The organism is Rufibacter glacialis, from assembly GCF_008271745.1.
GTDB lineage: Bacteria > Bacteroidota > Bacteroidia > Cytophagales > Hymenobacteraceae > Nibribacter > Nibribacter glacialis.
This window is the reverse complement of sequence record NZ_VKKZ01000020.1, coordinates 615,752-642,324: the sequence shown is the minus strand read 5'-3', so window position 1 is coordinate 642,324 and position 26,573 is coordinate 615,752. Positions and strand designations below refer to the sequence as shown.

Sequence of the window (26,573 nt, the reverse complement as noted above, 5' to 3'; positions counted from 1 at the left end):
GAAACCGCTCTTCATCGTTTAGGTAAAGGTGGTCTAAAGGGGTTAAACGAAAAGCTGGCGGATGAACTTTAGCCTTATTCTGTGGTAGGTTGGCGCAAAGGCTGTTGGGTCTCAGGGGCTAATACGAAGGTGAGAAAACTGAAACCTGAACCTGAAAAGGGTGAAGTGCGCCTGTATTGTTAAAGGCAAACCCTCGACCGCTTTATTTAGGAGATGCGCTTGGAAAGAATGGGTTTGCAGGCTAAAAGTTTGGTCAACCAGTACCAAGCATAAGAAATCTTGAGGTGCAATTTTCCCCTACACAAGGGCAAAGTTTAAAAAAGGATGGCCTTTCTTCATGGTGTCGCGCAGACCGTGTAAGGCTTTGAGGTAAAGAAAGAGGTCATGGTTAGGGTTCTTCTTCATGTTGCCCGCCTCGTGAATAAGGTTGTCTAGGTGCCAGTAAAGGAGCTTGTGGCTCTCTGAGTCCCGCAGACCCGCATCTTGGTCCAAGGCAGTCCGGTAGCGCATAGCCATTTGCAAGACCTCTTCAATGGATTCACCACGCTCATACACATCAGACCATAGAATGGAAAATAATTGTTGAAAGGGGCCTCCTGCAAAGAGACCTTCTTTTTCCTGGATGGGGGAACGGTTATTACTAATCATGCTATGCTCTTCACTACCTACTGTTGTTGAGGCAAATATAAATTATTCTATTATCAGACAAGTTTCATTATTTAAACAAGTTAATAGGATAATTTATATAAATGGGGAAAAGCTGCCTATGGCCTGGTTTTACCGCTGTTTTCCCTCTTAGCCTTCGCGTCTAATAAAGCAGAAAAAAAGAGTAGGAGGATAACTTCATTTTGTAAGAAGGTTACAATCATTTAACTGAAAATTTAGGTTAGTCTATGATAGTGAATAAGTTAAATGTTGTTTAAATGGAAGTGATTTTTACCTAATTATTCAAGTATTTTACATCAAAAAAGGCTAAGTATTAAAAATAGAGGAACTGAGAATTTTGAGAAATGCCTTTTAATGGCTTTCGATTTTTTCGTTTGAAGGATTTAGGTATGTAATTAATTAAAGGTGAAGTAAGCCTCATATAAGGGTTCATGCTTTGAGCTACTGCGAATCAAGATAAAAACAATTATAAATTTCAAGATAAATAAGAAAGTAACCTGGATAGGACTACTTCTAATCATAAGCACCATAAAGTTGCTCAAACCTAGCTTGGAGTTATTAGTCATGAATAGGAATGCCCTAGTCCACTCTTCGAAATCAGGGAAATATCGACATCTACAGCAAAAATTTCCTGCTTAGAAGCGGTTAATAATGGTATATGCGGGGCAGGTGGTAATCTTTTCTAGTCTCAGGAAGGTTAATTAAACCGGCTCTGTTAAATTAGCCCGATAAATATTTGAAAGAAACATCCATGACAACGGACCACCAGAAACAAGCGCTTTTTCAGGAAATAGAGCAGGAACTCACTGCCAAGGGATTTACCATCGCCAGCCAAGACCAAACCCGGCCCTGGGGAGGCTTTTTTGTGATTGATGAAGCACAGGCCCAGCAATTCGCCGACACTTACTTTGATGGGACCTCTGTGGAGGATTTGCGGATCTCTGGCAAACTCAGCCCTAAGATCCTGGTAGTTGCCCCTGAGAAACGCTTATCCTGGCAGTACCACCACCGCCGGGCGGAGGTCTGGAAAGTAGTGAAAGGCAAGGTAGGCGTAGTCACCAGCAACACCGACGAAGAAGGGGAAGTGCAGAAATTAGAGCCGGGCGCGTTAATCACCTTACGTCAGTCTGAGCGGCACCGCTTGGTGGGCTTGCAGGAATGGGGCGTGCTGGCTGAAATCTGGCAACACACAGATGCTGCGAATCCCTCTAATGAAGAGGACATTGTGCGTGTGCAAGATGACTTCGGCCGCTAAGAATCACTAGCCATCTTCATGTTTGCCACAAGGAAAGTCACGATTGATGCTGTACCTTAAAGGTTAATACAGGATAAGATCATACTGCTTTTGTTTACCAATCCCTAACCTGGTTTAGGCTTGTTTTAGTTGAAACAGGCCGTAAACCAAGTTGGGAAGCAATCGACACTGGAGGGGAGGATAGGCTTCCTCCCCATCCCTCTCTATCTGCCTACTATCAAGGTCAAGCTGGATAGCAATAGCTAGATAGTTCCTGGCCCGAAGACCTCCTGTTTTAACCTTGTTTTTCCTTAAAGAGGCCAAAAGCAGGGTCAAGTTGTGCATCCGGTGGCCTCATAGCTTTTGCAGGCAGCAATGGGAGCCAGGGAAAAAACCAGAAGAAGCTCTTCCAATTTTACCTTGGTGGAAGCAGGGAAGGAGAAGCTTCCAAAAGATATGGCTTGCCTTCTTTAGGCTTTTATGGGTTGATTTTCTAAAAAGGCCCCAAAAACTGGAAATGGTTTCTAAGATAGAACCTGCCCTGCAAAGCGGCGCGAGGGCGGGTTTGCGTAGTCTATTGTGAACTTATTCAGGGAAGCCAAGCGGAAGAAGGCAAGGCTGCCCTGGCCACGTCTTATCATAGGCTTGTTTCTAAGGCAGATTATAACTAGTATTAGTTCTGAGAACTTCGTGGGCCGGGCGGTATTTGCCGGGCCATGGCGGTTCAGGAGCCTAGAGCCCTTTTCCGCTCCATCACTTTATCATAGCGCTTCAACTTTTATATGGGAAACTACAGCACTTGGTATCATCCGTATGCCATCAATGAAAAGTACAGTGAGCGGGTTGCTTACTTCAGCATGGAGTTTGGAATCCATCAGGCTCTGAAAATCTATTCAGGCGGCTTGGGGTACCTGGCTGGTTCACACATGCGCAGCGCCTATGAGTTGCGGCAGAACATGATTGGGATAGGGATTCTCTGGAGCTACGGCTACTATGACCAGGTGCGCCAGGATGATCAGTACATGGGGGTGCAGTTCCAGAAAAAGAACTACACCTTTCTGGAAGACACCGGCATCATGGTGCAGGTGATCATCCACAACAACCCGGTGTGGGTGAAGGCGCTGGTGTTACCCGCTGAGACCTTCGGCACCGTGCCCATGTATTTCCTCACCACTGATATTCCTGAGAACGACTACATCAGCCGGACTATTACCCACCGCCTGTATGACAAGGAGTTGCCCACCCGCATCGCGCAAAGCATTATTTTGGGGATTGGGGGCACCAAGGTAGTGGAAAGCCTGGGCGGGGCCGCCATCTACCACATGAATGAAGCCCACGCGTTGCCCCTGGTGTTTCACCTCTTTGACAAGTACCGCGATATCCATGAGGTGAAAAAGCGCATCGCCTTTACCACCCACACCCCAGAGAAAGCCGGTAACGAAGAGAACGATGTAGACCTGCTGGCGAAGATGACCTTTTTCGGGCCGTTGCCGGTAGAGGAGGCACGCCGCATTTCGGGTACCTACGGGCCCAGCCTCAATTACACGCTCACGGCCCTCAGGCTGGCTAAGATGGCCAACGGAGTCTCTAAGCTGCACGGTGAGGTGTCCCGTGACATGTGGTATGACAACGAAGGCGTCAGCGAGATCAAGTCCATCACCAACGCCCAGAACATTACCTATTGGCAGAACCCAGAGTTGCGCAAGGCCTTAGACACCAATGATGATGAACGCCTGGTGCAGCTAAAGGCGGAGATGAAGAAGCCCCTCTTTGACCTGGTCGCCGACCAGACCGGGAAGCTTTTCAAGACCGACGTGCTTACCATTGTCTGGGCCCGCCGGTTTGCGGCCTACAAACGAGCTGACCTGCTGCTCTACGACCTGCACCGCTTCTTTGAACTCATCAACCAGGAAGGGCAACCCGTACAAGTCATCTGGGCGGGCAAGCCGTACCCCTTTGACTTAGGGGCCATCAGTATCTTCAACAAACTTATAGAGGTATCGCACCAAAAGAAGAACGTGGCGGTGCTCACGGGCTATGAACTGGACCTTTCGGCCAAGCTGAAGCAAGGCGCAGACATCTGGCTCAACACCCCTCGCCGGCCCCGCGAGGCGTCCGGCACCAGCGGCATGACCGCCGCCATGAACGGAGCCATCAACTTCTCGGTGCAGGATGGCTGGATCCCGGAGTTTGGCCGGCACGGGGAAAACAGCTTCCTGTTTCCTGTGGTGGACACGTCTTTGCCAGACTATGACCAGGACCAGATTGACTACACCAACATGATGGACATCTTAGAGCAGGAAATCATTCCGGCCTACTACCAGGACCGCAAGAAGTGGGTCAGCATCATGAAGCAGAGTATGCGCGAGGTGGTTTCGTACTTTGGTTCTGAGCGCATGGCAGATGAGTATTACCACCTGATGTACCAAGACGGGAAGTAAAGCACCTTGGGTGACCTTTTGCTAAGGGCAGCAGGAAGACATTTCTGCTGCCCTTTTTGGTCTGGAAGCCGAAAACGGTTCCTATGCCGCGACCAATAGGGAGCCAGTTTCCACCGCCTCCAGTATGTTTTAAGGCTGTTTTCCTGAAATGAGACTTAAAATACTGGAGGCGTACTCCAGGCGCAGGCAAAACAAGTTTCTCCAAGGGAACCGGATTATTCCACTTTTTCATGTCAATGAAAGGTAGGCGCCGTACCTTTGCCTTCTTTTTCAGATTCTGACATGACGCGCAAGCAATATATCCTCATCATCCTTATCCTGGGCTCCCTCTCCACCATCAGCCCTTTCTCCATTGATATGTATCTGCCTGGTTTTCCGGCCATTGCCGAAGATCTGGGGACCACTATCTCCAAAGTGCAGCTGTCCTTGACAGCCTACCTCATCGGTATCTCGGCGGGGCAGTTGCTGTATGGGCCGCTGCTGGACCGGTTCGGCCGCAAGTTCCCTTTATACGCCGGTTTGTTGGTCTACATTCTGGCCTCTATTGGCTGCGCGATGACCAATTCAGCGGACATGCTCATTTTCATGCGTTTTCTGCAGGCCGTGGGTGGTTGTGCCGGCATGGTAGCAGCGCAGGCCCTGGTGCGGGACCTTTTCCCGGTTTCTGAGACGGCCAAGGTGTTTTCCTGGCTCACGCTGGTGATTGCCGTTTCCCCAATGATTGCCCCCACGGTAGGCGGATACATGACGGCCGCCTTCGGGTGGCATTCGGTGTTCTTGGCGCTGGCCTTGATCACGCTGCTGATCCTAGTTGGTATTATCTATTTCCTGCCGGAAGGCAAGCAGCCTGATCCCTCCATGTCGCTCAAGCCCAAGGCCGTTCTCGGTAACTTCTTGACCGTGTTGAAACACCCGCAGTTCCTGGTGTATACTTTGGTGGGCGGCATTGCCTCAGCGGCGCCCTTTGCCTATATCTCCGGTTCCCCAGATGTGTTCATGAACATCTACCGGGTGAGCGAGCAGGAGTACGGCTGGATCTTTGCCATTCTGGCGGTGGCCATGATTGGGTCTCCCCAGTTCAATCACATTCTCCTCCGTAAACTCACCAGCGAGCAGATCATCAGGATTGCCCTGGTGTACCAGATCCTGGTAGGCGCGGTGATGGTGTTGGGGGTGTACGCCGGGTGGTACGGCAAGACCAGCCTCATTGTGGTGCTCTTTCTGTTTTTACTGGGGCAGGGGCTTACTGCCCCCAATTCCTCGGCCTTGTCGCTGGCGCCGTTCTCCAGGTTTGCCGGCAGTGCCTCGGCCCTGGCCGGGAGCTTTAGAATGGGCATTGGCGCCCTAGTTTCTGGCACGGTGAGCTTGTTCCACAACGGCACCGCCTTGCCCATGGTAGGGGTCATGACTTCCTGTACCGTATTGGGCATCGTGATTTACTTCCTGGGCCAGGCGAAGGCGGCCAGTTATCGCGCGGCAGAGCTGGCCGGGGCGGTGCCCGAAGTTTAAAAGAGACAATTTAGCCATCTAAAGGCCGTTCAGGGGGAAATGCCACTCCTTGAACGGCCTTCCTATTTCCCAGGAATAGCCTGGTAAATGCCGCAGAGCGAGAATTCATGGCTTTCAGGTGTGATTTTAGAAAATAACCCTGGAAAAGGCCAGATAGATGAACTAAGGGTCTTTTTTGCCGGCGGAAGGAGCCGTGTTAGCCGGGACAGATTTAGCCTGCTTATCTGATAATCCTATACAACTTTCTAACTTAGCCCCATGAAAATACTGCTGATTGAAGATGAGCCCAAGGTAAGTGCCTTCATCAAGAAAGGGCTGGAAGAGCAGATTTATGAGGTAGAGCAGGCGTACGACGGGTTTTACGGAGCCAAACTGGCCACCGAGAATGAGTATGCCCTGGTCATTCTGGATGTAATCTTGCCCCGCATGAATGGGGTAGAGGTCTGTAAACTGATCCGGCAGCAGAACATTGCGGTTCCCATTCTCATGCTGACCGCCCTGGGCAGCACCGACGATAAAATCCTGGGGCTGGATTCCGGGGCCGACGATTACCTGGTCAAGCCTTTTGAGTTTCAGGAACTGCTGGCCCGCATCAGAGCATTGACGCGCCGGGCGCAGGAAAGCGTGGGCACCGAAGTGCTCAAGGTCGCCGACTTGGAACTGGATGTGCAGAAGAAAACCGTCTACCGCAAAGGCATGCCCATTTCCCTGACCGCCCGTGAGTTTGCCCTCCTTCACTACCTGTTGCGCAACAAAGAAAGGGTGGTTTCCCGGGTTGACATCATTGAACAAGTCTGGGAAACGTCTTTTGATACCGGCAGCAACGTCATAGACGTGTACATCAACTTCCTGCGCAAGAAAATAGACAAGGATTTCTCGCCTAAGCTCATCCATACGTTGGTGGGCATGGGGTATGTGTTGAAGGAAATGGACGAGAAATGAAAATAAAAACCAAGCTTACCCTTCAGTTCTCCGGCATTTTCACGGGCATCTTGCTGGCTTTCTGTGTGTCTGTCTACTATTTCAGTGAGATCTTCCGAGAGAACGACTTTTACGGTCGCATCCTGAACCGGGCCTACGCCACCGCGCATTACGTGCTGGATGCTGATACCGTGAGCGCCCAGCAGCACGCTCTGGACCAGCGCCTGTATTTCCAGATGCTGCCCCGCGAGGTGGTAAAGGTGTATGACCAGGACCGGAAACTTGTTTTCACCGACGGCGAAGATGCCGTGCACGTACCCACCCAATTGCTGCAGCAGTTGACCACAGAAGGCGAGGTACGTCTGGCGCAGGGAGACCGCCAGATTGTGGGCATCCGGTACCTGCACCGCGGAAAAACCTATTTCGTGCTGGCTTCCTCCATTGACTTGTACAACCAGAACAAGCTGCACCATTTACGCACCCTGTTGCTCATAGGCTTTGTGATGGCCCTGGTCATTGTGGTCATCAGTGGGGTCATCTTCTCCAGGGCTGCTTTGAAACCGTTTTTGAAGGTGGTCTCTGAAGTGGAGAAAATAAAGGCCTCAGACCTGCACCGCAGGCTCAGCCAGGCCGACGGTCAGGATGAGGTGGCCCATCTGGCCAAAACCTTCAACAACCTGCTAGACCGGTTAGAGACGGCCTTCGAAGTACAGAAGACCTTTGTCTCCAACGCCTCCCATGAACTGCGCACTCCACTCACCACCATGATTGGGGAGTTGCAGGTGGCGCTCATGAACCGCCGCGAACCGGAAGAATACGAACGAGTGCTCAAATCTAACCTGGAAGATGCCCAGCTCCTGGCCCAACTCTCCAACGGTCTTCTGCAAATGGTGCAAGCCAGCTCAGATTCCTCTAAGGTGCAGATGATTGAGCTGCGTCTGGATGAGCTGGTGTGGCAAGCCTGCGGCGAAGCCCAGAAAAGGCAGCCCAACATTCGGGTAGAGGTAGAATACGCCAACCTGCCGGAAGATGAGAATGAACTGATGGTCAAAGGCAACGAAGCTCTCCTGCTCATTGCCACAGTGAACGTGCTGGAGAATGCCGCCAAATTCTCTGGGGAGAACCAGGCCATTTTCGCTTCCATTGAGGTGCAGGAGCATACGTTGCTGCTCAAAGTGCAGGACCGGGGCATTGGTATGGCGCCGGAAGACGTCAGGAAAGTCTTCGTGCCGTTTTTCCGGGCAGAAAGCGTGCGCGATATCTCCGGCCATGGCATTGGCCTTCCGCTGGCGGAGAAAATCATCAAGCTGCACCGGGGCTCCATTTCTGTGCGGTCGCAACTGAACCAGGGCACCGAGGTGACCATTACGCTTCCCAAACTATTTGGGATGTACAGGATCTAGCAGGCTTCCCATAGAGGAAGAAGGCACTCAGGAAGGGGAGGTGTTTTCCTCCTGTTTTAAAGGAAAAGCCCGCAAAACAGCCGGTAATCAAACCCAAAGTTCTTTGGCGGGTGGTTGTTGGATAAGGAAAGCGTTTCACCTATAGTTTGTGAAAACCAGCCCTTAAACCTGCTCTGGTTCAGCTTTCAAAAGGCCTCTGCGTTAAAAAGTATTGTTGATTTTAATCAAATTTTAATCTGGTTTTAATTCGATCTTAATTCCATTGCGTGACTTTTGTGCGAGAATCTATAAAAAAGGTAAAGCACAGTTGCAAGTTTGGCAACTTGACGCCAAAAGAAGCGCATATGAAAGAAAGAGGGATGTTTGATGCGATAGGCAAAGACCTATCATCCGGATTAGTGGTATTTCTGGTGGCGGTTCCTCTCTGTTTGGGGATTTCGCTGGCCTCTGGGGCTCCCCTTTTTGCTGGGTTGATAGCCGGGGTGGTAGGCGGAGTGGTGGTTTCCATGCTGAGTGGTTCCCAACTGAGTGTGAGTGGGCCGGCTGCGGGCCTCACCGTGATCGTCTTGAACGGAATCACGGAACTAGGCACCTTTGAGGCCTTTTTGCTGGCCGTAGTGATCTGTGGGGTGCTGCAGATTGTCTTAGGCTTCCTGAAGGCGGGCATCATTGGGCTATATTTCCCATCTTCGGTGATCAAGGGTATGCTGGCCGCCATTGGCTTGATCCTGGTGTTAAAGCAGATCCCCCACTTCCTGGGTGCTGATGAGGATTTCCTAGGGGACCTTAGTTTTTCCCAGGCAGATGGCCGGAACACGTTCTCTGAGATTTCTTACGCGTTTAGTAATAAACTACAGGTAGGTTCGCTGATAGTGGGGGTGGTTTCTTTGGCTATCCTGCTCTTGTGGGAGCAACCCTTCATGAAGAAAATCAGGGCATTCCAACTGGTGCCGGGCGCTCTGGTGGCGGTGCTGGTCTCCATTTTGCTTAATCTCTTATTCTCCAGTTCTATACCGGCCCTGGCCATTGCAGATTCCCATTTGGTGCAACTGCCTGAGATCTCTGGTCCTGCTTCTCTGCTGGCGGAACTGCGGTTCCCAGATTGGTCTGCTTTCGCCAACCCGGCGGTATATGTGGTAGGGGTTACCCTGGCCATTGTAGCCAGCCTGGAAAGTCTTTTGAGTGTAGAAGCCGTAGATAAATTAGACCCCCATAAGCGCCGCACCCCCACCAACCGGGAGTTGAAAGCCCAGGGGGTAGGTAATTTGCTCAGCGGTCTGATTGGCGGTCTTCCGGTTACCTCGGTGATCGTCCGCAGTTCAGCCAACGTGAATGCCGGTGGGCAGACCAGATTTGCCTCTTTCTTCCACGGTATCTTCCTTTTGTTAAGCATCCTGTTTTTGACCAGTTTTCTCAGAAACGTGCCTTTAGCGGCTTTGGCGGCGGTACTCTTGCAGGTAGGTTTCAAACTGACCAAGCCGGCCCTTTATAAAACCCAGTGGAAATTAGGCTTAGACCAGTTCCTGCCGTTCATCATCACCATTGTGGCCATTGTGTTCACAGATTTGCTAAAGGGTATTTCCATCGGTTTGGTGGTAGGCGTTTTCTACATCCTGAAAGCCAACTACAAGTCGCCGTACTTCTTCAAGCGCGAGAACCATAACGGCGAGGAGAAAATACATATCAAGCTCAGCGAGAACGTCTCTTTCCTGAACAAGGCCAGCGTGGCGCTCACCCTAGACCATCTGCCTGAGAAAAGCGAAGTCCTCATTGACGGCTCACACTCCACCTACATTGACTATGATGTGCTGGAGGCCATTGAAAACTTTAAAACGGTTGCACATGAGAAAGATATCCGGTTAACGCTCCGCGATATTCCCTCGGTAGCCACCATGAACATGCACTAATCAGATAAAACAATATGGAAAGAATTATTGATAGCCAGCCCCTGCACCCAGACATGGAGAAAATCTTCAAAGGAAACCGTGAATGGGTAGAGTTCAAGCAACAGGAAGACCCTGGGTTCTTTGAGCGCTCTGCCAAAGGCCAAGCCCCTAAGTACCTCTTCATTGGCTGCTCAGACAGCCGGGTTCCCTCCAGTCAGATAGCCGGAACCGGTCCGGGAGAAATGTTCGTGCACCGGAACATCGCCAACATGGTGGTGCACACAGACATGAACCTTTTGTCTGTGCTGCAATATGCCGTGGAGGTGCTTAAGGTGAAACACGTGATGGTAGTAGGGCACTACGGTTGCGGCGGGGTAGCCGCGGCCATGAGCGACAAGCAATTTGGCCTCATTGACAACTGGCTCACCAACATCAAAGACGTGATCAGGCTGCACGAAGAGGAGCTGGATGCCATCACTGATGAAAATCAGCGTTTGCGCCGGTTGGTGGAGTTGAACGTGACAGAGCAGGTGATCAACCTCTCCAAAACGTCTATCATCCAGAATGCCCTCAAAAACGAGGAGCCCCCGCAACTACACGGGTTGGTGTATGACATCAATGACGGCATCCTGCATAACCTGAATATCAAAACCGGCATGATCAAGCGGTTTGAGCATATTTACGGCATGCAAGAGGCAGGGCGGTAGAAACCTTTGTTTACATTCGTTTTATAATAAGAAAGCCCCACCAAATTGGTGGGGCTTTCTTATTTCTATAGGAGGTAATTACCAGCCGGCATTGTTTGAGCCGGACCCATAGTTATAGGGTGGGGTGCCGGAAGAAGAGTTTCTCCGGTTGCTGTCATAGTCATTGTTGTCATCATCGCCGGCTATGCTGTTCCAGGCGTCTTTGATGCCGTGCGTGATTTTTCCGAAGAAACCTTCGTCTTCCCGGTTGTCATCATCATTACTGCGGTTCTGGCTGTACCTATCTTGGTCATAGCTGCTGCCGCGGTTCATGTTAGACGGATGGCTGTAGTCATCTGAATAACGGTTCTCGTTGGCGTTTCCGTGGCTGAAGCGGGCATGGTCATTGTCATCATCCTGGTTCATCCAGCTGCTGCCGCCGCGATGGCTGCTTTGGTTGTTGGTACCGTACATGTTGGAGTTTCCGCTGGAGTGGCGGTCACTGTCCCAAGAGTTGGAGCCGCGGTTCATGCCAGAGGAAGACCCCATACCGGAGCCCATGCCCATTCCTGAGCCGCTCATTCCATATCCAGAACCGCCTCTGGATGACTGCCCGTAATTAGATTCAGAATTGTTCCCATACGAAGACCCGCTGTGTCCAAAAGATCCTCCGTAATTGCCGGAGCCAGAGGATTGGCCTCCGCGTTGGCTCCCATAGCTGCCAGATGAGCCGTAGCCAGACCCGGAGCCTCTGAAGTCATTGGAGCTTCCGTAGTTGCTGTAGGCGTTGCCTCTGTCCATGGCCCCACCAGAGGTGTGCCCGGATGAAGACCCGGCGTAGCCGGAACGGGCGCCCCCATAGGTTCCTATGTTAGAAGAAGAGCCGCCGGTGTTGGAAGAACCGCTTTGGCCGTAGTTGGAACCACTGTGCGAGCCGTGGCTGCCTGAACCTGAACCATAGGCACCATAGCCACCGGTGTTCATGCTGTTCTGGCTGCCCATTCCTGAGCCGCCCATGTTAGAAGAGCCATACCCTGAGCTACCCATGTTAGAGGAACCGTAGCCCCCCATATGGGATGATCCGCCCCGGTTCTGCATGGAGTTGCCGCCCTGCATAGAGTGGCCGCTCCAGCCGCTGGAGTTGCCGTACTGGCCGCCGCTCATATTGCCTCTGTTATGGTCTTGGTTTCCGCTTTGGTTGCCAGAGCGGTATTGGTTTCCTCCGTAGTTGGAGCCTTGGCTGCTGTAATGGTTTTCTTGTCTGTCACCCAAGCGGCCACTGTAAACTGATCCGCCTTGGCTGGTGAAATTGCTTTCACCACGGTCTCCGGTGTTGCCGCGGTTGCCGCTGCCCCCGTAAGACTGGTAATCCTTATTGCCTTGGCCTTCCGTACGGTTGCCCAAGCTGCCCCATTCACTACGATTGGTGTTCTCGTGTCCAGAACGATACGTGTTAAAGGCATCGTACCCTGAATTTCCGTGATTTCTCATAGTTGTTTATAGTTTAAGGTGAATGATGGATTCTGCAGATGCCACCAAAGGCACCGGTTAGTTTATACGAGGCTGTTTGGGCTTGGTTAAGTGTAAATCCCAAAAATGGATAGGTCTTCTTTATGCATAGAAGGTTGTATAAGGGAGGTAACTGATTGATGGAGAAATGGTAAAGGAAATCGGTTTTTGGTTGATAAAATTTTACAACATAGGTAAAGTGCTATATGTTAGGAGTCGGTCCAAGGTTGGTGGAAACCTTCTATTTTGCGTACCTTTGCCTGTCGATTTTGACGTAAATAGTAAGAAACTGCCTTGAAACTCTGCATCGCCGAAAAACCCAGTGTCGCCCGTGAGATTGCCCAAGTGCTTGGTGCCCGCACCAAGATGAACGGCTATTTTGAAGGCAACGGGTACCAGGTCACGTGGACCTTCGGGCACTTCTGCCAGCTCTGCGAACCCGACGACTACAACCCCAACTGGAAACGCTGGTACCTGCCAGACCTTCCCCTGGTGCCAGAGCGGTTTGACATCAAGCTCATCAGCAACAAAGGGGTAGAGCAGCAATTCAAGATCATCCAGACCCTGCTGGACAATGCCGAGGAAGTGATCAACTGCGGGGATGCCGGCCAGGAAGGGGAGGTGATCCAGCGCTGGGTCTTGCACCAGGCCAAATACCGAAAGCCCTTCAAGCGCCTCTGGATTTCCTCTCTCACCGAGGAAGCCATCCGGCAGGGCTTCGCGCAGCTACGCGACGGCAAGGAGTTTGACCAGCTGTACCAGGCCGGCAAGAGCCGCGCCATTGGCGACTGGCTCCTGGGCATCAATGCTACCCGCCTTTTCACCGTGAAATACGCCCAGGGGCGGCAACTGCTGTCTTTGGGACGGGTGCAGACACCTACCCTGGCCATGATTGTGCACCGCCATTTGGAGATCGTCAACTTCAAATCAGAACCCTTCTGGGAGCTGAAGACCGTGTACCGCGAAGTTACCTTCAGCAGCACCTCGGGCCGTTTCAAAGACGAAGCCCAGGGGCAGGCCATTCTGGAGCAGATCAGACCCGCCGAGTTTGAGATCAAAGACGTGGAAACCAAACGGGGCACTGAGAGTTCGCCGCGGCTCTTTGACCTTACCTCTTTGCAGGTGGAGTGCAACAACAAGTTTAGCATGTCAGCAGACGAGACTCTCAAGACGGTGCAGAGCCTGTATGAGAAGAAAGTGGTCAGCTACCCCCGGGTAGACACCACGTTCCTTCCAGATGATATCTACCCCAAGATCCCCAACATTCTGAGCGGCCTCACGGGCTACCAGCACCTCACCCAGGAACTGCTGGGCAAGAAGATCAGGAAATCAGCAAAGGTCTTCAACAATAACAAGGTCACCGACCACCACGCCATTATTCCCACCGGGGCCGAGGCCAGAGGATTGTTCGGTACCGAGGCCAAGGTGTTTGACGTAGTGGCCAAACGGTTCATTGCGGCTTTCTATCCAGATTGTATCGTGAGCAACACGGTGGTAAACGGCGAAGCGGCCAAGCATGCTTTCCGGGCCAAAGGAAAGCAGATCCTGGACCCAGGCTGGCGCGTGGTCTACGGGCCCGAGGAAAACCCGGCCGCCCCTAAACCCGCCGGCAAACCTTCCGCCGAGGGCGAGGAGAAAGAAGAAGACCTGGCAGTGCTGCCGCATTTTGACGCCGGCGAGCGCGGTCCGCATGAGCCCCTGCTGGAGCGCAAATCCACCAGCCCGCCCAAAGACTATACTGAAGCCACCTTGCTGCGGTCCATGGAAACGGCCGGCAAGCAGGTGGAAGACGATGAACTGAAAGAGGCCCTGAAGGAAAACGGCATCGGCCGGCCTTCCACCCGCGCCGCCATCATAGAGACCCTGTTCAAACGCAACTACATCCGGAAGGAGAAAAAGAAGATCCTGCCCACCCAGATGGGCATTGACCTGATCCAGGTTATCAAGAACCCCACGCTTAAGTCGGCGGAGATGACGGGGCAATGGGAGAAAAAGCTCCGGCAGATTGAAGGCGGCGAGTTTGGGGCCGATGTATTCCTGCAGGAACTGAAGCAGTTGGTGTGGGAGATGGTACAGGAGGTAAAGCAGGACACCCATACTGTGACCTTGCAACCCCTGGAGGCCGCCAAACCCCAGGAAAAAGAACCAGCCAAAAAAGAGCCGAAACCCAAAAAAGAGGCTAAAAATGCTCCTTCGGCGGCGGGGGTGCTAGGCGCCTGCCCGGCCTGCGGCACTGGTTCTATCTTGAAAGGCAGCCAGGCCTACGGCTGTGCCCGCTTCCGGGAAGGTTGCACCTTCAGGTTGCCCATGTCTTTCCAGGGCAAACCCTTAGGCGAAAAGCAGGTGCAGGCGCTCCTGAAGAAAGGCAAAAGCCCGGTTATCAAAGGATTTGTAGACGAGGCCACCGGCGAGAAATTTGATGCGGCCCTGGTGTTGTCTCCGGCGCATGAGCTGCAACTGGAGAAAGCCGAAGCCAAGGAAACCAAGCCGCTGGTCATGATCTGCCCTAAATGCAGTCAGGGCCAGTTGCTCAAAGGCAAAACCGCGTACGGCTGCAGCCGCTTCCGGGAAGGGTGCCAGTTTGTGGTGCCGTTTGAAGTGCACGGTAAGGCTTTGTCAGAAAGCCACATCAAGGCCTTGGTGTTGAAAGGGAAGACCGGGAAGATCAAAGGATTCACCTCGCCCAAGACGGGTAATAAATTTGAAGCGGCCCTCAAGCTGAACGAAGAATATAAAGTGGTCTACCTGTTTTAGGCCCGATTTCTGCAAAGGAAGCAAAAAACAGCCCCCGGCAGAAGCAAGACGTGGCAAAGCGGCCTCTAAACGGAAATGCAGGGAAGAAGGTTTCTAACTTTTTTGGTAACTTACACCCCCGCAAGGGTTTTGGCCGTTTAAAGATAGGCTGGGAGGTGCCGTTGGTTGTATGAAACTCCCGTTGTTGGGGAGGGCAAGACGTTTCTGCGGAGGCCTTTGCCCCAAAGCCTGCCCTTTATGTTGTATTAGCTAATTGAAATAGAGTCCATGTTAAAGAAGTTTGTGTTTGTGTTAGGTTGTGCTCTGTTTTCATACAGTGCCGCCTCTGCTGAGACTTTGTTCCTCCGTGATTCCACCGGAATCAAAACCCAGAACGGGAAAACCTACATCACCCATAAGGTGACCCCAGGGGAGACCCTCTATGCGCTGGCCCGCAAATACGGGGTGGCCGTGGCGAAGATTGTGGAAGCCAACAAGAACGTGGACAAGGCCCTGGTAGTAGGGCAGACGGTGCTTATTCCTTTGAGACCGGGCGCCTCTGGTACCGCTTCAGCAGCCGCTGCTTCCCCGGAACCGGTGGCCAGTCCGGCGGCGAACCGTACCTATGAGGTAGACGCCAAGGGAAACAAGCGCCACACAGTACAGGCCCGTCAGACGCTTTTCTCCATCGCCAACCAGCATAATGTGAGCATTGACGATCTGAAGAAGTGGAACAACCTGACCGCTTCCACGGTGAAGGTAGGCCAGAGCCTGATTGTGGGCGTGGGCGAAAAAGCCCCTAACCAAGCCGCCGCCAGCGCCAAGGTATATACCCCAGAGACTGATGACGTGGTTACCGCCCCTAAAAAAGCGGTGAACACCCCCGCCACCACGCCAGCAGTGGCCACCACGGCCAAGCCCATCACGCCAGCCAAACCTGCGGCGACTGCCCCTAAACCAGATAGCGCAGAAGAGAGGCCCGTAGCCAAAACCACAGAATATGTGTCTCGAGTGAATGAGAGCGGCATGGCCGAACAGATTGAGACCCGCACCGACGCCAATAAATTCCTGGCCCTGCACAAAACCGCCCCGGTAGGCACCATCATGGCGGTGAAAAACCCCATGAACGACCAGACCGTGTACGTGCGTGTGATTGGCAAGCTGCCCGCTACCGGTGACAATGACAAAGTGTTGGTGAAACTGTCCAAGAAAGCCTGCCAGCAGATTGGAGCCGTAGATAAACGCTTCAGAGTAGAAGTGTCTTACATGCCTTAGGTTTTCTCTAATTTTTGATGGAAAGAGGCAAAAAACGGGACTTCCTTAGGAACCGTTTTTTGCCTCTTTTTCCATTTAAACAGGGAAAACTGCTCTTCCGGCTAAAAGGAGTTTCTTGTTATTTTTAACCAAACCACCCCTTTTCTGTTTCTTACCCAGTGGATTTACCCAATTGCCCTTCATGACCTATAGCCATGCCCAACTAGAAGCTTTACTGGAAGACCGCTTCCGGCGGTACAACACCCCAGACTTCATTCCGCATGACCCGGTCTCTATCCCGCATTTGTTCACCCAGAAGCAGGACATAGAGATTGCCGGGTTCTTTGCGGCCATTCTGGCCTGGGGGCAGCGCAAGACCATTATCAGCAAATGCCACCAATTGCTGCAACGCATGGACCACGCGCCCTACCAGTTCATCACGCAGCACCAGGACGAGGACCTGAAACAACTCCTCGGCTTCAAGCACCGCACCTTCAATGACACTGATTTGCTGTACCTGGTCCATTTCTTCCGGTGGTTTTATGAGCGGCATGAAAGTTTGGAGGAGGCATTCATGGGAGAGGGGGCCGTACCGCTAGCCACTCAGAAAGCCCGGCTGGAGCACTTTTACAACCTCGTGTTCTCGTTGCCGGAGGCTCCTCACCGTACCCGGAAGCACATTTCCACCCCGACCAAGAAATCAGCGTGTAAACGCATTAACATGTACCTGCGCTGGATGGTCCGCCAGGATAAGGCCGGAGTAGATTTCGGGATCTGGAACCAAATGTCTGCTGCAGATCTGGTTTGCCCCTGTGATGTGCACGTGCAGCGCGTGGCCCGCAGACTAGGCATTATCCAACGCACCCAATCAGACTGGGCCATGGCCGAGGAACTTACCCAGAACCTGCGCCAGTATGATCCCGCAGATCCAGTGAAATATGACTACGCGCTGTTTGGCTTGGGGATAGAGGAAAAGTTCTGATGGTGTCTTTAGGTGGAAATATATGTTAAGTTAGGAGTGCCTGAATAATTCTTAGGCGTCACGGAACATACCGGGGCAGCGAGGTGTTCTGAAATGCTACCCAATCCCGTATTTGCGCTACTTTTGTAAAAGCGGGCCAGAAGCAGAAAAAAATAAAACTAGAAAAAGAAGAGACTTGATATATCCATCAAATTTTGAGCAGAAAATAGGGTTTACCCAAATTCGGGAGATGTTGTCTGAGGCGTGCCTGAGTCCGCTGGGGCGGAAGTTCGTGGAGCGCGTGTCTTTCCTGGACCGCTTTGACCTGGTGCAGCGCCTGTTACTGCAAACGCATGAGTTCGCCAATATCCTGCGCTCCGGCGAGGATTTCCCCGCCAGCTATTACTTTGACGTCACCGAGCACCTGAACCGCGCTTCTTTGGAAGGGGCGTTCCTGGAGGTGCGCGGCGTGTTTGAGGTGAAGATGTCCTTGCGGGCCATCCGTCAAGCCCTGGGCTTCTTTGTGGAGTCGGAGGAAGGCGAATACCCCACCCTCAAGGCCTTAACCGAAGGCGTGGAGGTAGACCGTGCCTTGGTGGCGTCGCTGGAGAAACTGGTAGACGACAACGGCCACGTGAAAGATGATGCCTCGCCGGAACTACAACGGGTGAAGCGCGACCTGATCGGGCAACAGACGCAGCTCCGGAAGACCATCAGCAGCATCCTGCGCCACGCCAAGAACGAAGGCTGGACGCCTGGAGATGCCGAGCCTACCATTCGGGGTGGCCGTTTGGTGATCCCGGTCATTGCCGAGTACAAGCGCCGCATCAAAGGGTTGATCCATGATGAATCGGCCACGGGCCAGACCGTTTTCCTGGAGCCCGAAAGCGTCTTTGAACTGAACAATGACATCAAAGACCTGGAGAACGCCTACCACCGCGAACTGATCCGGTTACTGACCGCGGTCACAAACCAGGTGCGGCACCACCTGCCGGGCTTGCGCAAAGCGTACCAATTCCTGTCTTTGCTGGACTTTATCAGGGCCAAATCGGTGGTGGCCAATAAACTGGGTGCCATCATGCCGGAGCTGCAAAAGCGGCCGGTCATGAAATGGAAGAACGCCCGGCACCCCATTTTGCACCTTACCTTGCAGGCACAGGGCAAGAAAGCCGTGCCTTTGTCGCTGGAACTGGATCAGGAACAGCGTATCCTGTTGATCTCGGGTCCCAATGCCGGGGGTAAATCCGTGGCCATGAAAACGGCTGGCCTCTTGCAGTACATGCTGCAGTGCGGTCTGTTGATTCCGGTGGAAGAAGGTTCAGAGGCCGGCCTGTTCAGTGACGTGTTCCTGGACATGGGCGATGAACAATCCATTGAGAATGACTTGAGTACTTACAGCTCCCACTTGCAGAACATGAAGCAGTTCGTGTTGCTGGCAGATAAGAAGTCATTGGTGCTGATTGATGAGTTCGGGACGGGTACGGAGCCCGCCCTGGGCGGGGCCATTGCCGAGGCCGTGTTAGGCCAGTTGCACCAGCAGAAAGTGTTTGGCGTGATCACCACCCACTACACCAACCTGAAGAACTTCGCGGAGAAGAACGATGGCATTGTAAACGGGGCCATGCGTTACAACCCCGCTGAACTGCAACCGCTCTACCAACTGGAGATAGGCAAACCCGGTTCTTCCTTCGCCCTGGAGATCGCCCGTAAAATCGGCTTGCCGAAGCACATCATTGACAAGGCGGGTACCCTGGTAGGGAAGGAGAAGATACGCTACGACAAATTGCTTGAGCAACTGGAACAGGAGAAAACCGACCTGGAGCGCCGTAACATCGCGGCAGCCAAGCATGAGCGGAAACTGCAGAAACAGGTAGAAGAGTATACTGCCCTCAAGCAGCACCTGGAGGAAAGCAAGCAGGACATCATCCGGACTGCCAAAGGTCAGGCCAAGCTGCTCTTGAAAGATGCGAACCAGCAAATTGAGAGTACTATTGAGCAGATCAAGCGCAGCCAGGCTGACAAAGAGCAGACCAAGGTAGCACGCCAGGAATTAGAGACGTTTAAAGAAAAGCTGATTCCTGAACCTAAACCGGTGTTCAAACGCAATGGCTCAGTGCCTACCGGACCTTTACAACCCGGTGAACGGGTAGCGTTGATTGGCCAAGATTCGGTAGGCGAGCTGCTGGCTATCAAAGGCAAGACCGCGGAAGTGAGCTTCGGGGGCTTGAAGACCATTGTGAAGCTGGAGAAACTGGAGCGCCCAGACCCAACCGTGGTGCGTGAAAAGGCGAAGAAGGAAAAGGAACTGGCCACCGCCACGGTACCATCCAGAGGCCTGGATGTGACACAGCGCATGGCTGATTTCCAGTACACGCTGGACGTACGCGGCCAACGCGCCGAGGAATCCCTGACCACCGTGATGAATTTCATGGATGATGCCATCATGCTGGGCATGCCCGAGGTGAAGATCATCCACGGGCGCGGAAACGGCATCCTGAAGATGATCATCCGGGATTACGTGCGCACCCTGCGCGAAGTAGCCAGCGTAAGTGATGAGCACGTAGAGCGCGGCGGTGACGGCGTGTCCGTGATAGTGTTGAAGTAATAGGTGGTTTTGACCTTGGTTTTTAGGAATCAGGCTTGAAACGGATTAAACAGAGAGGGGAGCCAGTGAAAACTGGCTCCCCTCTCTGTTTTTTAATCTGTGCATCAGGTTCTAACTGTACTTTTTACTCGTTACCCTGCTTTTTTGTCATTCTGAAAAGGCTTTGGGTACTTTCTATAATGGAATGGAAGAAGCGCTTGTACCTGTTTGTAACAGCATGCCAATCTGGAGATTGGCGGTTCAATTGTGCATAGAGCGCTGCCGCTAACTCTACGCACAACTGAGCGGACAGCAGAGCTAACTCTACGCACAGCTGAGTTTCTTCCTGTTTTCAACCCCTGTTTTCCTTCACCTTTCTCCTTTGTCATCCTGAAAGGATCTTGGTAGCGAACGGTAATGGTGGAAAATAAAATTCTGAATAATTCGCCACCAAGACCTTTACAAAATACCTGGAAGAAGAAATCTTTCAATTAGGAAAAGGTTTGGGTTTTGTCTAGCTCCTTAAATAATATTCACCTCTGGGGTAAGGCGGATGCCGAATTTCTCCTCTACGGATGTGATGATCTCGTAGGCGAGGGTTTTTACGTCATTTCCGGCGGCACCGCCGTAGTTGACCAGCACCAGCGCCTGGTCTTTGTGCACGCCATGAGCCCCCAATACCTTGCCTTTCCAGCCGCATTGCTCAATGAGCCATCCGGCGGGTACTTTCACGGTTTCAGGGGTAACCGGGTAGCCTGGGATGCCGGGGTACTGTGATTTCAAAATTTCAAACAGGGCCAGCGGAATCTCGGGGTTTTTGAAAAAGGAGCCGGCATTCCCGATTTTGGCCGGGTCTGGTAATTTGCTTCTCCTGATGTGGCACACCGCCTCACTGATGGCTTTCAAGCTCAGTTCCTTCACCTGTTGCTGGGCCAGGGTATCCTGGATAGCCCCGTAGGAGGTATTGAACTGGTGCTCTTTGGTTAGCCGCAGCGTAACTGAGGTGACAATAAACTGACCTTTGGCTTCCTTCTTGAAGACGCTTTCACGGTATCCAAAACCGCATTGCTCTTTATTAAAGGTGACCACGTTCCCAGTAGCCATTACCAAGGCTTCCAATGATTGGAAAGTGTCTTTCAACTCTACGCCGTAGGCGCCTATGTTTTGAAGCGGAGCCGCGCCCACCGTTCCCGGAATAAGCGACAGGTTCTCAATCCCACCCAGGTCGTTCTCCAGCGTGTAAAGGACCAGGTCGTGCCATGTCTCGCCGCTGCCTGAGGTAACCAGCACGTGTTTTCCGTCTGCCTCTGGGGTTTGGGTAATGCCTTTGATCCGGTTTAAAAGCACCGCTGCTTCCACATCCTGGGTGAAGAGCACGTTGCTGCCTCCTCCTAAGACTAACGTAGGCAGGGCCTGTACCTCGGGGTTTTGAAGGAGTTCCCGGAGTTCTTCCACCGAAGAGAACTCTGCCAGAAGGCTGGCTTTTGCGTCTATACCAAAGGTGTTGTAAGGCTGCAAAGACGCCTCTTTTTGAATCATCATGAACGGGTACGCTGAGTGTGGGGCAAAAGTACGGAAATGCGCAGAGAAAACGGCAGACCTGGTTACCATAGAAAAAGCCACCCGGGTTGGGGTGGCTTTTTCTATGGGTTTGGCCGTCTTATCAAAAAGCAGGCTGAATACGGAAGGACTTACCGGGTTCTGATTCTATACCCAATGGCCGCGAAATACCAGATAAACAGGTAGCACGGTACCATCATCCAGTAAGCTTGCTGCGGATTGATGATGTCAGCCAGTAAACCGTACAGAAGCGGAAGGAGTGCGCCTCCAGCGATACCCATAATGAGGAGGGAAGAACCCATTTTGGTGAAGCGGCCCAGATCAGCAATGGCCAGCGGGAAAATAGCAGGCCACATCAATGAGTTAGCGATACCCAGCAAGGAAATGCTCAATACAGACACATACCCTTCGGTGAAAATGGCCGATAAGGTGAAAACCACTCCCAAAATGGCACAGATCTGCAAAGCCTTCTGCTGAGTCAAATACTTTGGAATGGCAATAATTCCCACAATGTAACCGGCAATCATGGCCCATAAGGTGAAGGTGGTAAAGCGGGTGGCTTCGTCTAAGGGAATGCCCTGGCTGGAGGCGTAGCTGATCACGGTATCACCGGCCATTACTTCCACGCCCACGTACAGGAACAAGCTCAATGCCCCAATCACCAGGTGAGGGAATTGGAATACGCTGGTTTTGCCCGTGTTGGCGGCCGCTACGGTTTCGTCCTCCTGCTCGGTGTCTACTTCAGGCAGACCTGAGAAATAGGTGAACACCGCCAGGATTACCAGAATACCGGTGATCACCAGATAAGGAGTGATCACGCGCGAAGCAAGCGCATCCAGACCGGCTGCTTTCTGCGCCAGGTCCATGTTCTCCAATCCGGCTACCAGGTCATCGGCGCCTGCCAGTAAGATACTACCTAAGATAAAAGGAGCGGCAGAACCGGCTATCTTGTTACAGATACCCATGATACTGATGCGTTTGGCGGCACTCTCCGCCGGTCCGATGATGGACACGTAGGGGTTCACCGCCGCCTGCAATACTGTTAAGCCGGTACCCTGCACAAACAAGCCCAGTAGGAACAACGCATAGGTACGGCTCATGGCCGCCGGAATGAAAATCAGGGCCCCAATGGCAATGATCAGCAAGCCCGCTGACATGCCTTTTTTGTAGCCGGTTTTTTTCAGAAGCCAGCCGGCAGGAATGCCCATGACCAGATACGCGATGTAAAAGGCGAATGCGACCAGATACGACTCAAAGTTATTAAGTTCGCAGGCGATCTTGAGGTAGGGGATGAGGACTGAGTTGAGCCAGGTTACAAACCCGAACACAAAAAACAAGGCCCCGATGATGGCCATGGACCGGGTGTAATTTACCTGGCTGCCCTGGGCTGCTTGATCAGAGGGGTGAGAAGACATTACTTTTGACATGTAAATTAAGTAGAGTTTGATAGAGGTGCGTGGAATACCAAATATGCGGGAAAAATCTTGTTTTAGGTGCAGGTATACCGCTAATTAAAATAAATTTTTTTAATAAGTGCGAGCGTTTATTCACTAACCCATTTGGTCAATGCACCTAAGTTGACAAAACAGGTGTGTGGCAGCCCCGTATTTTTTCCGAAATTGCCCCTTCTTTTGAATCTGTCGGGCCACCGCCCGCACAAACTATTTCAGGCATTCTATGGCTAAATCAAAAACATCTGCCAATTTCAACATGACGGCCACCACCCTGGCTGGTTTAGAGGAAGTACTGGCGCAGGAACTCCGCGACCTAGGGGCGCAATATGTGAAAGTAGGCGTGCGGGCCGTCACCTTCAGCGGAAACCAGTACCTGCTGTACCAGGCCAACCTCTGGTGCCGCACCGCCATCAGGATCCTGAAGCCTTTTGCCCAGTTCAAAGCCCGTGATGAGAAGGAACTCTACCTGAAAGTGAGGGAGCAGGACTGGAGCCAGTTCCTGGGAGTGAACGACACCTTCGCCATCAACGCGGTGGTGGCCCGTTCCACTTTTGAGCACTCGTTGTTTGTGTCGCAGCTCACCAAAGACGCCATTGTAGACCAGTTCCGGGACAAGACCGGCCAGCGGCCCAGCGTAGACGTGACCACCCCAGATGTACGCATCAACCTGCACATGCACGAGAACATCGTGACTTTGGCGCTTGATTCTTCCGGCGATTCTCTGCACCGTCGTGGTTACCGCCAGCAGACGAACGTGGCCCCGCTCAATGAAGTGCTGGCGGCCGGTATCCTGCTGCTGAGTGGCTGGGACAAGAGAACCCCGCTCTATGACCCCATGTGCGGCTCGGGTACGTTCCTGGCCGAGGCAGCCATGCTGGCCCATAACATTGCGCCTGGCCTGTACCGCAAGGATTTCGGGTTCATGCGCTGGCCTGATTATGACGCTGCCTTGTATGAGCGCGTACGCCAAGACGCCCTGGCCCTGGAAGACCCAACGGTTGAGGTGGAGATCTTTGGGTCTGACGTGGACCCTGACTTTGTGGAGGCCGCTTTCCAGAACCTGGAGTATGCAGAACTGGAGCATCTGGTACGGGTAAAGCAACTGGACTTCAAAGAGGCCGTGAAACCAGCCGAACAAGGAATGGTTGTCATGAATCCCCCTTACGGCGAGCGGATAGGGGAGGAAAGCGAGATCAATGGCCTCTACAAAATGATCGGAGACACGCTTAAGACCAATTTCCAGAACTGGGACGCCTGCCTCTTCACCGGAAACCTGGAAGCCGCCAAACACATCGGCTTAAAGCCTTCACGGCGTATTCCGCTGTACAATGGGCCTATAGAATGCCGATTGTTTAAGTACGAACTCTACCGCGGCAGCCGGAGGGAGAAAGAAGGATCTGAGGATTGAGGTAACTTCCTGTTTAGGGGCTTCTTATTAGAAAAGGACCCCTAAACAGGAAGTTTGTTTTACACCATTCTATGCTTGCGAGCCAGCCAGAACCCTAGCAGGAGAAGCACCACTGGCCATAGATAACAGACGCCTACCAGCAAAGAAATGAACAACTGCCATCCGGTGCCAAAGGCATTGTAGAAGCGGCTCCCCAAACCCACCCGTTCTGAGAAACTCATGGGCACTATTTGGTAGATACTCAGCTTGATGGTGCTGTAGGCAGTCTGATCAGAAAGGTGCCTTAGCCGGGCATCAGCCCGCTCAATGTCTTCTCTGATCCGCTGCAACTCATATTCCACCTTGATGATCTCCTCTATGGTTTTGGCTTCCTTCAGGAGGCTAAGAAACCTTTCCTCTGTCGTTCTTTTGGCCTTAAGGCGAGCGGCCACATCCACCATCTCAAGGGAGACATCATCCGTGGAAAGGGTGCGGTAGTCCAGTTTGGTGCTGTGCTGTTGTAGTTGGTCTAGCAAAGGCAGGAAGTTCTGGGGGCTCACCCTGATCTCGAAGTCTATGGTGTGCTCGTCTCCCTCCGTATGTTGACCCGTATTGGTAATCAGGCCTTGGTGCTTTCGGGCGGTACTTTCAATGTATTGGGTAGTGCTTGCCATGTCCTGCACCTGAAACCGGACAGCCGCATGTTTGATGATATTTTGCTGGGGTGGGGTTTCCTTATTTTCCGCAGTGGCATCTGGGGAAGCGGTAGCTTCCATCGCCTCTGAAGAGGATTGTTTCGGGGATGACTCACAGGCCATCAACAGGGAAAAGATCCCCAACAAGAGCATCCATACGGGTACAGTCTGAACAGTTTTCATAGGCATAGGTTTTTAGCCTTAATGCCGTCAGTACCAATAAGTAACCCGCAAAAGGGGCAGCAATAAGTTAGCAGGTGTAATCGTTTGAGCCTTCGTTTCCTGGTTTAAAAAGGCCGTCAGGAAAGCAAGACAAAAAAAGGGAAGCCATGTACATGACTTCCCTTTTTTGATATAAATCGGCTATGGCCGTTATTGTGATCGCTAGATACGGGTGATCTGCGCGCCCAGGGCGTTCAACCTGCCGTCAATGTTCTGGTACCCGCGGTCAATCTGCTCAATGTTGTGGATCACACTGCGACCTTCGGCCGAAAGGGCGGCAATCAACAAGGCAACCCCTGCTCTGATGTCAGGCGAGGTCATGGAGATTCCGCGTAGAGGCACCTGCTTGTTCTGCCCGATCACGTTGGCGCGGTGCGGATCGCAGAGGATGATCTGCGCGCCCATGTCAATGAGTTTGTCCACGAAGAACAAGCGGCTCTCAAACATCTTCTGGTGAATGAGTACCGTACCCTTGGCCTGCGTAGCCACTACCAAGGCAATGCTCAGCAAGTCAGGCGTGAAGCCAGGCCAGGTATGGTCAGAAACGGTCAGGATACTGCCGTCAATGTAGGTGTCAATCTCGTAGGAATCCTGGGCCGGGATGAAGATGTCATCGCCATGGAACTCCATTTTGATGCCTAACCGCCGGAACGTGTCCGGGATCAGACCCAATTCCCTTATCTGGGCGTCTTTGATGGTGATCTCTGAGCCGGTCATGCCCGCCAGGCCTATGAAAGAGCCAATCTCGATCATGTCGGGCAGCATGCGGTGCTCGGTCCCGCCTAGTTTCTCCACGCCGTCAATGATGAGCATGTTAGAACCTATGCCGCTGATCTTGGCGCCCATGCGTACCAGCATCTTGCACAGCTGCTGCAAATAAGGCTCACAGGCGGCATTGTAGATGGTGGTAATGCCTTCGGCCAAAACGGCCGCCATCACAATGTTGGCGGTCCCGGTTACGGAGGCCTCGTCCAGCAGCATGTAGGTGCCTTTCAGGTTTTTTCCTTCCAGGTGGTAGAAGCTGTCATTGGCGTCATAGGTGAACTTAGCACCTAACTTCTCAAACGCCAGAAAGTGCGTGTCCAGCCTTCTGCGACCAATCTTGTCTCCGCCGGGCTTAGGCAGTTTGGCCACCCCGTAGCGGGCCAGCATAGGGCCCAGGATCATCACAGAGCCTCTGATGGCACGCGCCTGCTCCACAAATCTTTCTGAGGAGAGGTAGTCCAGGTTGACGTTCTCGGCTTTGAACACATAGGTGTCTGGAGCAGTCTGCTCCACGTCTACCCCCATGTCGCCCAAGAGCTCAATCAGCTTGTTCACGTCCCTGATGTTGGGGACATTGGAAATGGTAACTGGTTCTGGGGTAAGTAATACAGCGCACAGGATCTGTAACGCCTCATTTTTTGCTCCCTGTGGGATAATCTCGCCGTGTAAAGTACGGCCGCCTATTACTTCAAAAGAAGCCATG

At 52.5% G+C, this 26,573-nt stretch carries 19 protein-coding genes; 12 read left to right on the top strand and 7 right to left on the bottom strand.

The window, feature by feature from the left end; translation table 11 throughout:
* Positions 1 to 297: 297 nt before the first annotated feature.
* Positions 298 to 648, bottom strand: coding sequence for a hypothetical protein (locus FOE74_RS10960; RefSeq protein ID WP_149098634.1), 351 nt, complete (start codon positions 646 to 648; stop codon positions 298 to 300).
* A 769-nt stretch (positions 649 to 1,417) separates the two neighbouring features.
* Here FOE74_RS10960 and FOE74_RS10955 point away from each other — a divergent pair.
* From FOE74_RS10955 to FOE74_RS10925, 7 genes are all read left to right on the top strand, one after another.
* The gene (locus FOE74_RS10955) at positions 1,418 to 1,921 is read left to right on the top strand and encodes a cupin domain-containing protein (protein WP_149098633.1); all 504 of its coding nucleotides are present in this window, start codon (positions 1,418 to 1,420) and stop codon (positions 1,919 to 1,921) included.
* A 761-nt stretch (positions 1,922 to 2,682) separates the two neighbouring features.
* Positions 2,683 to 4,341: an alpha-glucan family phosphorylase gene (glgP, locus tag FOE74_RS10950; RefSeq protein WP_149098632.1), complete on the top strand. Its 1,659-nt coding sequence runs from the start codon at positions 2,683 to 2,685 to the stop codon at positions 4,339 to 4,341.
* A gap of 282 nt (positions 4,342 to 4,623) precedes the next feature.
* Positions 4,624 to 5,850 carry a Bcr/CflA family multidrug efflux MFS transporter gene (locus FOE74_RS10945; protein ID WP_149098631.1) on the top strand — a complete coding sequence of 409 codons (1,227 nt, stop codon included), beginning with the start codon at positions 4,624 to 4,626 and terminating at the stop codon, positions 5,848 to 5,850.
* A 258-nt stretch (positions 5,851 to 6,108) separates the two neighbouring features.
* Entirely contained in the window at positions 6,109 to 6,792 is a 684-nt protein-coding gene (locus FOE74_RS10940) for a response regulator (RefSeq protein ID WP_149098630.1), read from the top strand.
* Positions 6,789 to 8,174, top strand: a complete 1,386-nt coding sequence (locus tag FOE74_RS10935; RefSeq protein ID WP_149098629.1) for a sensor histidine kinase — start codon at positions 6,789 to 6,791, stop codon at positions 8,172 to 8,174. The genes FOE74_RS10940 and FOE74_RS10935 overlap by 4 nt, the downstream gene beginning before the upstream one ends.
* A gap of 344 nt (positions 8,175 to 8,518) precedes the next feature.
* A complete protein-coding gene (locus FOE74_RS10930; RefSeq protein ID WP_149098628.1) occupies positions 8,519 to 10,081 on the top strand; it encodes a SulP family inorganic anion transporter in 1,563 nt (520 codons plus the stop codon).
* 14 nt (positions 10,082 to 10,095) lie between these two features.
* On the top strand, positions 10,096 to 10,767 hold the full coding sequence (locus tag FOE74_RS10925; RefSeq protein ID WP_225840772.1) for a carbonic anhydrase: 672 nt from the start codon (positions 10,096 to 10,098) through the stop codon (positions 10,765 to 10,767).
* A gap of 78 nt (positions 10,768 to 10,845) precedes the next feature.
* On the opposite strand, the gene FOE74_RS10920 is transcribed toward FOE74_RS10925, so the two are convergent.
* Positions 10,846 to 12,237 carry a hypothetical protein gene (locus FOE74_RS10920; protein ID WP_149098627.1) on the bottom strand — a complete coding sequence of 464 codons (1,392 nt, stop codon included), beginning with the start codon at positions 12,235 to 12,237 and terminating at the stop codon, positions 10,846 to 10,848.
* Positions 12,238 to 12,549: 312 nt separating this feature from the next.
* Here FOE74_RS10920 and FOE74_RS10915 point away from each other — a divergent pair, with 312 nt between their 5' ends.
* The 4 genes from FOE74_RS10915 to FOE74_RS10900 all read left to right on the top strand — a co-directional run bounded on the left by FOE74_RS10915 (position 12,550) and on the right by FOE74_RS10900 (position 19,808).
* Positions 12,550 to 15,009, top strand: coding sequence for a type IA DNA topoisomerase (locus tag FOE74_RS10915; protein ID WP_149098626.1), 2,460 nt, complete (start codon positions 12,550 to 12,552; stop codon positions 15,007 to 15,009).
* 267 nt (positions 15,010 to 15,276) lie between these two features.
* Positions 15,277 to 16,263, top strand: a complete 987-nt coding sequence (locus FOE74_RS10910; RefSeq protein WP_149098625.1) for a septal ring lytic transglycosylase RlpA family protein — start codon at positions 15,277 to 15,279, stop codon at positions 16,261 to 16,263.
* Positions 16,264 to 16,444: 181 nt separating this feature from the next.
* Complete coding sequence (locus FOE74_RS10905; protein ID WP_149098624.1) at positions 16,445 to 17,224, top strand: TIGR02757 family protein; 780 nt, start codon at positions 16,445 to 16,447, stop codon at positions 17,222 to 17,224.
* 175 nt (positions 17,225 to 17,399) lie between these two features.
* Positions 17,400 to 19,808 (top strand): endonuclease MutS2, encoded by a 2,409-nt coding sequence (locus tag FOE74_RS10900; protein WP_149098623.1) that lies wholly within the window; start codon positions 17,400 to 17,402, stop codon positions 19,806 to 19,808.
* 131 nt (positions 19,809 to 19,939) lie between these two features.
* Here the strand turns inward: FOE74_RS10900 and FOE74_RS10895 are convergent, their stop codons facing one another.
* The 3 genes from FOE74_RS10895 to FOE74_RS10885 form a co-directional block, all read right to left on the bottom strand.
* On the bottom strand, positions 19,940 to 20,278 hold the full coding sequence (locus FOE74_RS10895; protein WP_149098622.1) for a hypothetical protein: 339 nt from the start codon (positions 20,276 to 20,278) through the stop codon (positions 19,940 to 19,942).
* Between the two features lie 31 nt (positions 20,279 to 20,309).
* Entirely contained in the window at positions 20,310 to 21,329 is a 1,020-nt protein-coding gene (gene murB, locus FOE74_RS10890; protein ID WP_149098621.1) for a UDP-N-acetylmuramate dehydrogenase, read from the bottom strand.
* A 149-nt stretch (positions 21,330 to 21,478) separates the two neighbouring features.
* On the bottom strand, positions 21,479 to 22,774 hold the full coding sequence (locus FOE74_RS10885; RefSeq protein WP_149098620.1) for a sugar MFS transporter: 1,296 nt from the start codon (positions 22,772 to 22,774) through the stop codon (positions 21,479 to 21,481).
* Between the two features lie 250 nt (positions 22,775 to 23,024).
* Here FOE74_RS10885 and FOE74_RS10880 point away from each other — a divergent pair, with 250 nt between their 5' ends.
* Positions 23,025 to 24,209 (top strand): THUMP domain-containing class I SAM-dependent RNA methyltransferase, encoded by a 1,185-nt coding sequence (locus tag FOE74_RS10880; protein ID WP_149098619.1) that lies wholly within the window; start codon positions 23,025 to 23,027, stop codon positions 24,207 to 24,209.
* Between the two features lie 59 nt (positions 24,210 to 24,268).
* Here the strand turns inward: FOE74_RS10880 and FOE74_RS10875 are convergent, their stop codons facing one another.
* Both FOE74_RS10875 and murA read right to left on the bottom strand, forming a co-directional pair.
* Positions 24,269 to 25,066 carry a DUF4349 domain-containing protein gene (locus FOE74_RS10875; RefSeq protein WP_188686606.1) on the bottom strand — a complete coding sequence of 266 codons (798 nt, stop codon included), beginning with the start codon at positions 25,064 to 25,066 and terminating at the stop codon, positions 24,269 to 24,271.
* Positions 25,067 to 25,267: 201 nt separating this feature from the next.
* A complete protein-coding gene (gene murA / locus FOE74_RS10870; RefSeq protein WP_149098617.1) occupies positions 25,268 to 26,572 on the bottom strand; it encodes a UDP-N-acetylglucosamine 1-carboxyvinyltransferase in 1,305 nt (434 codons plus the stop codon).
* Between the last annotated feature and the right edge of the window lies 1 nt (position 26,573).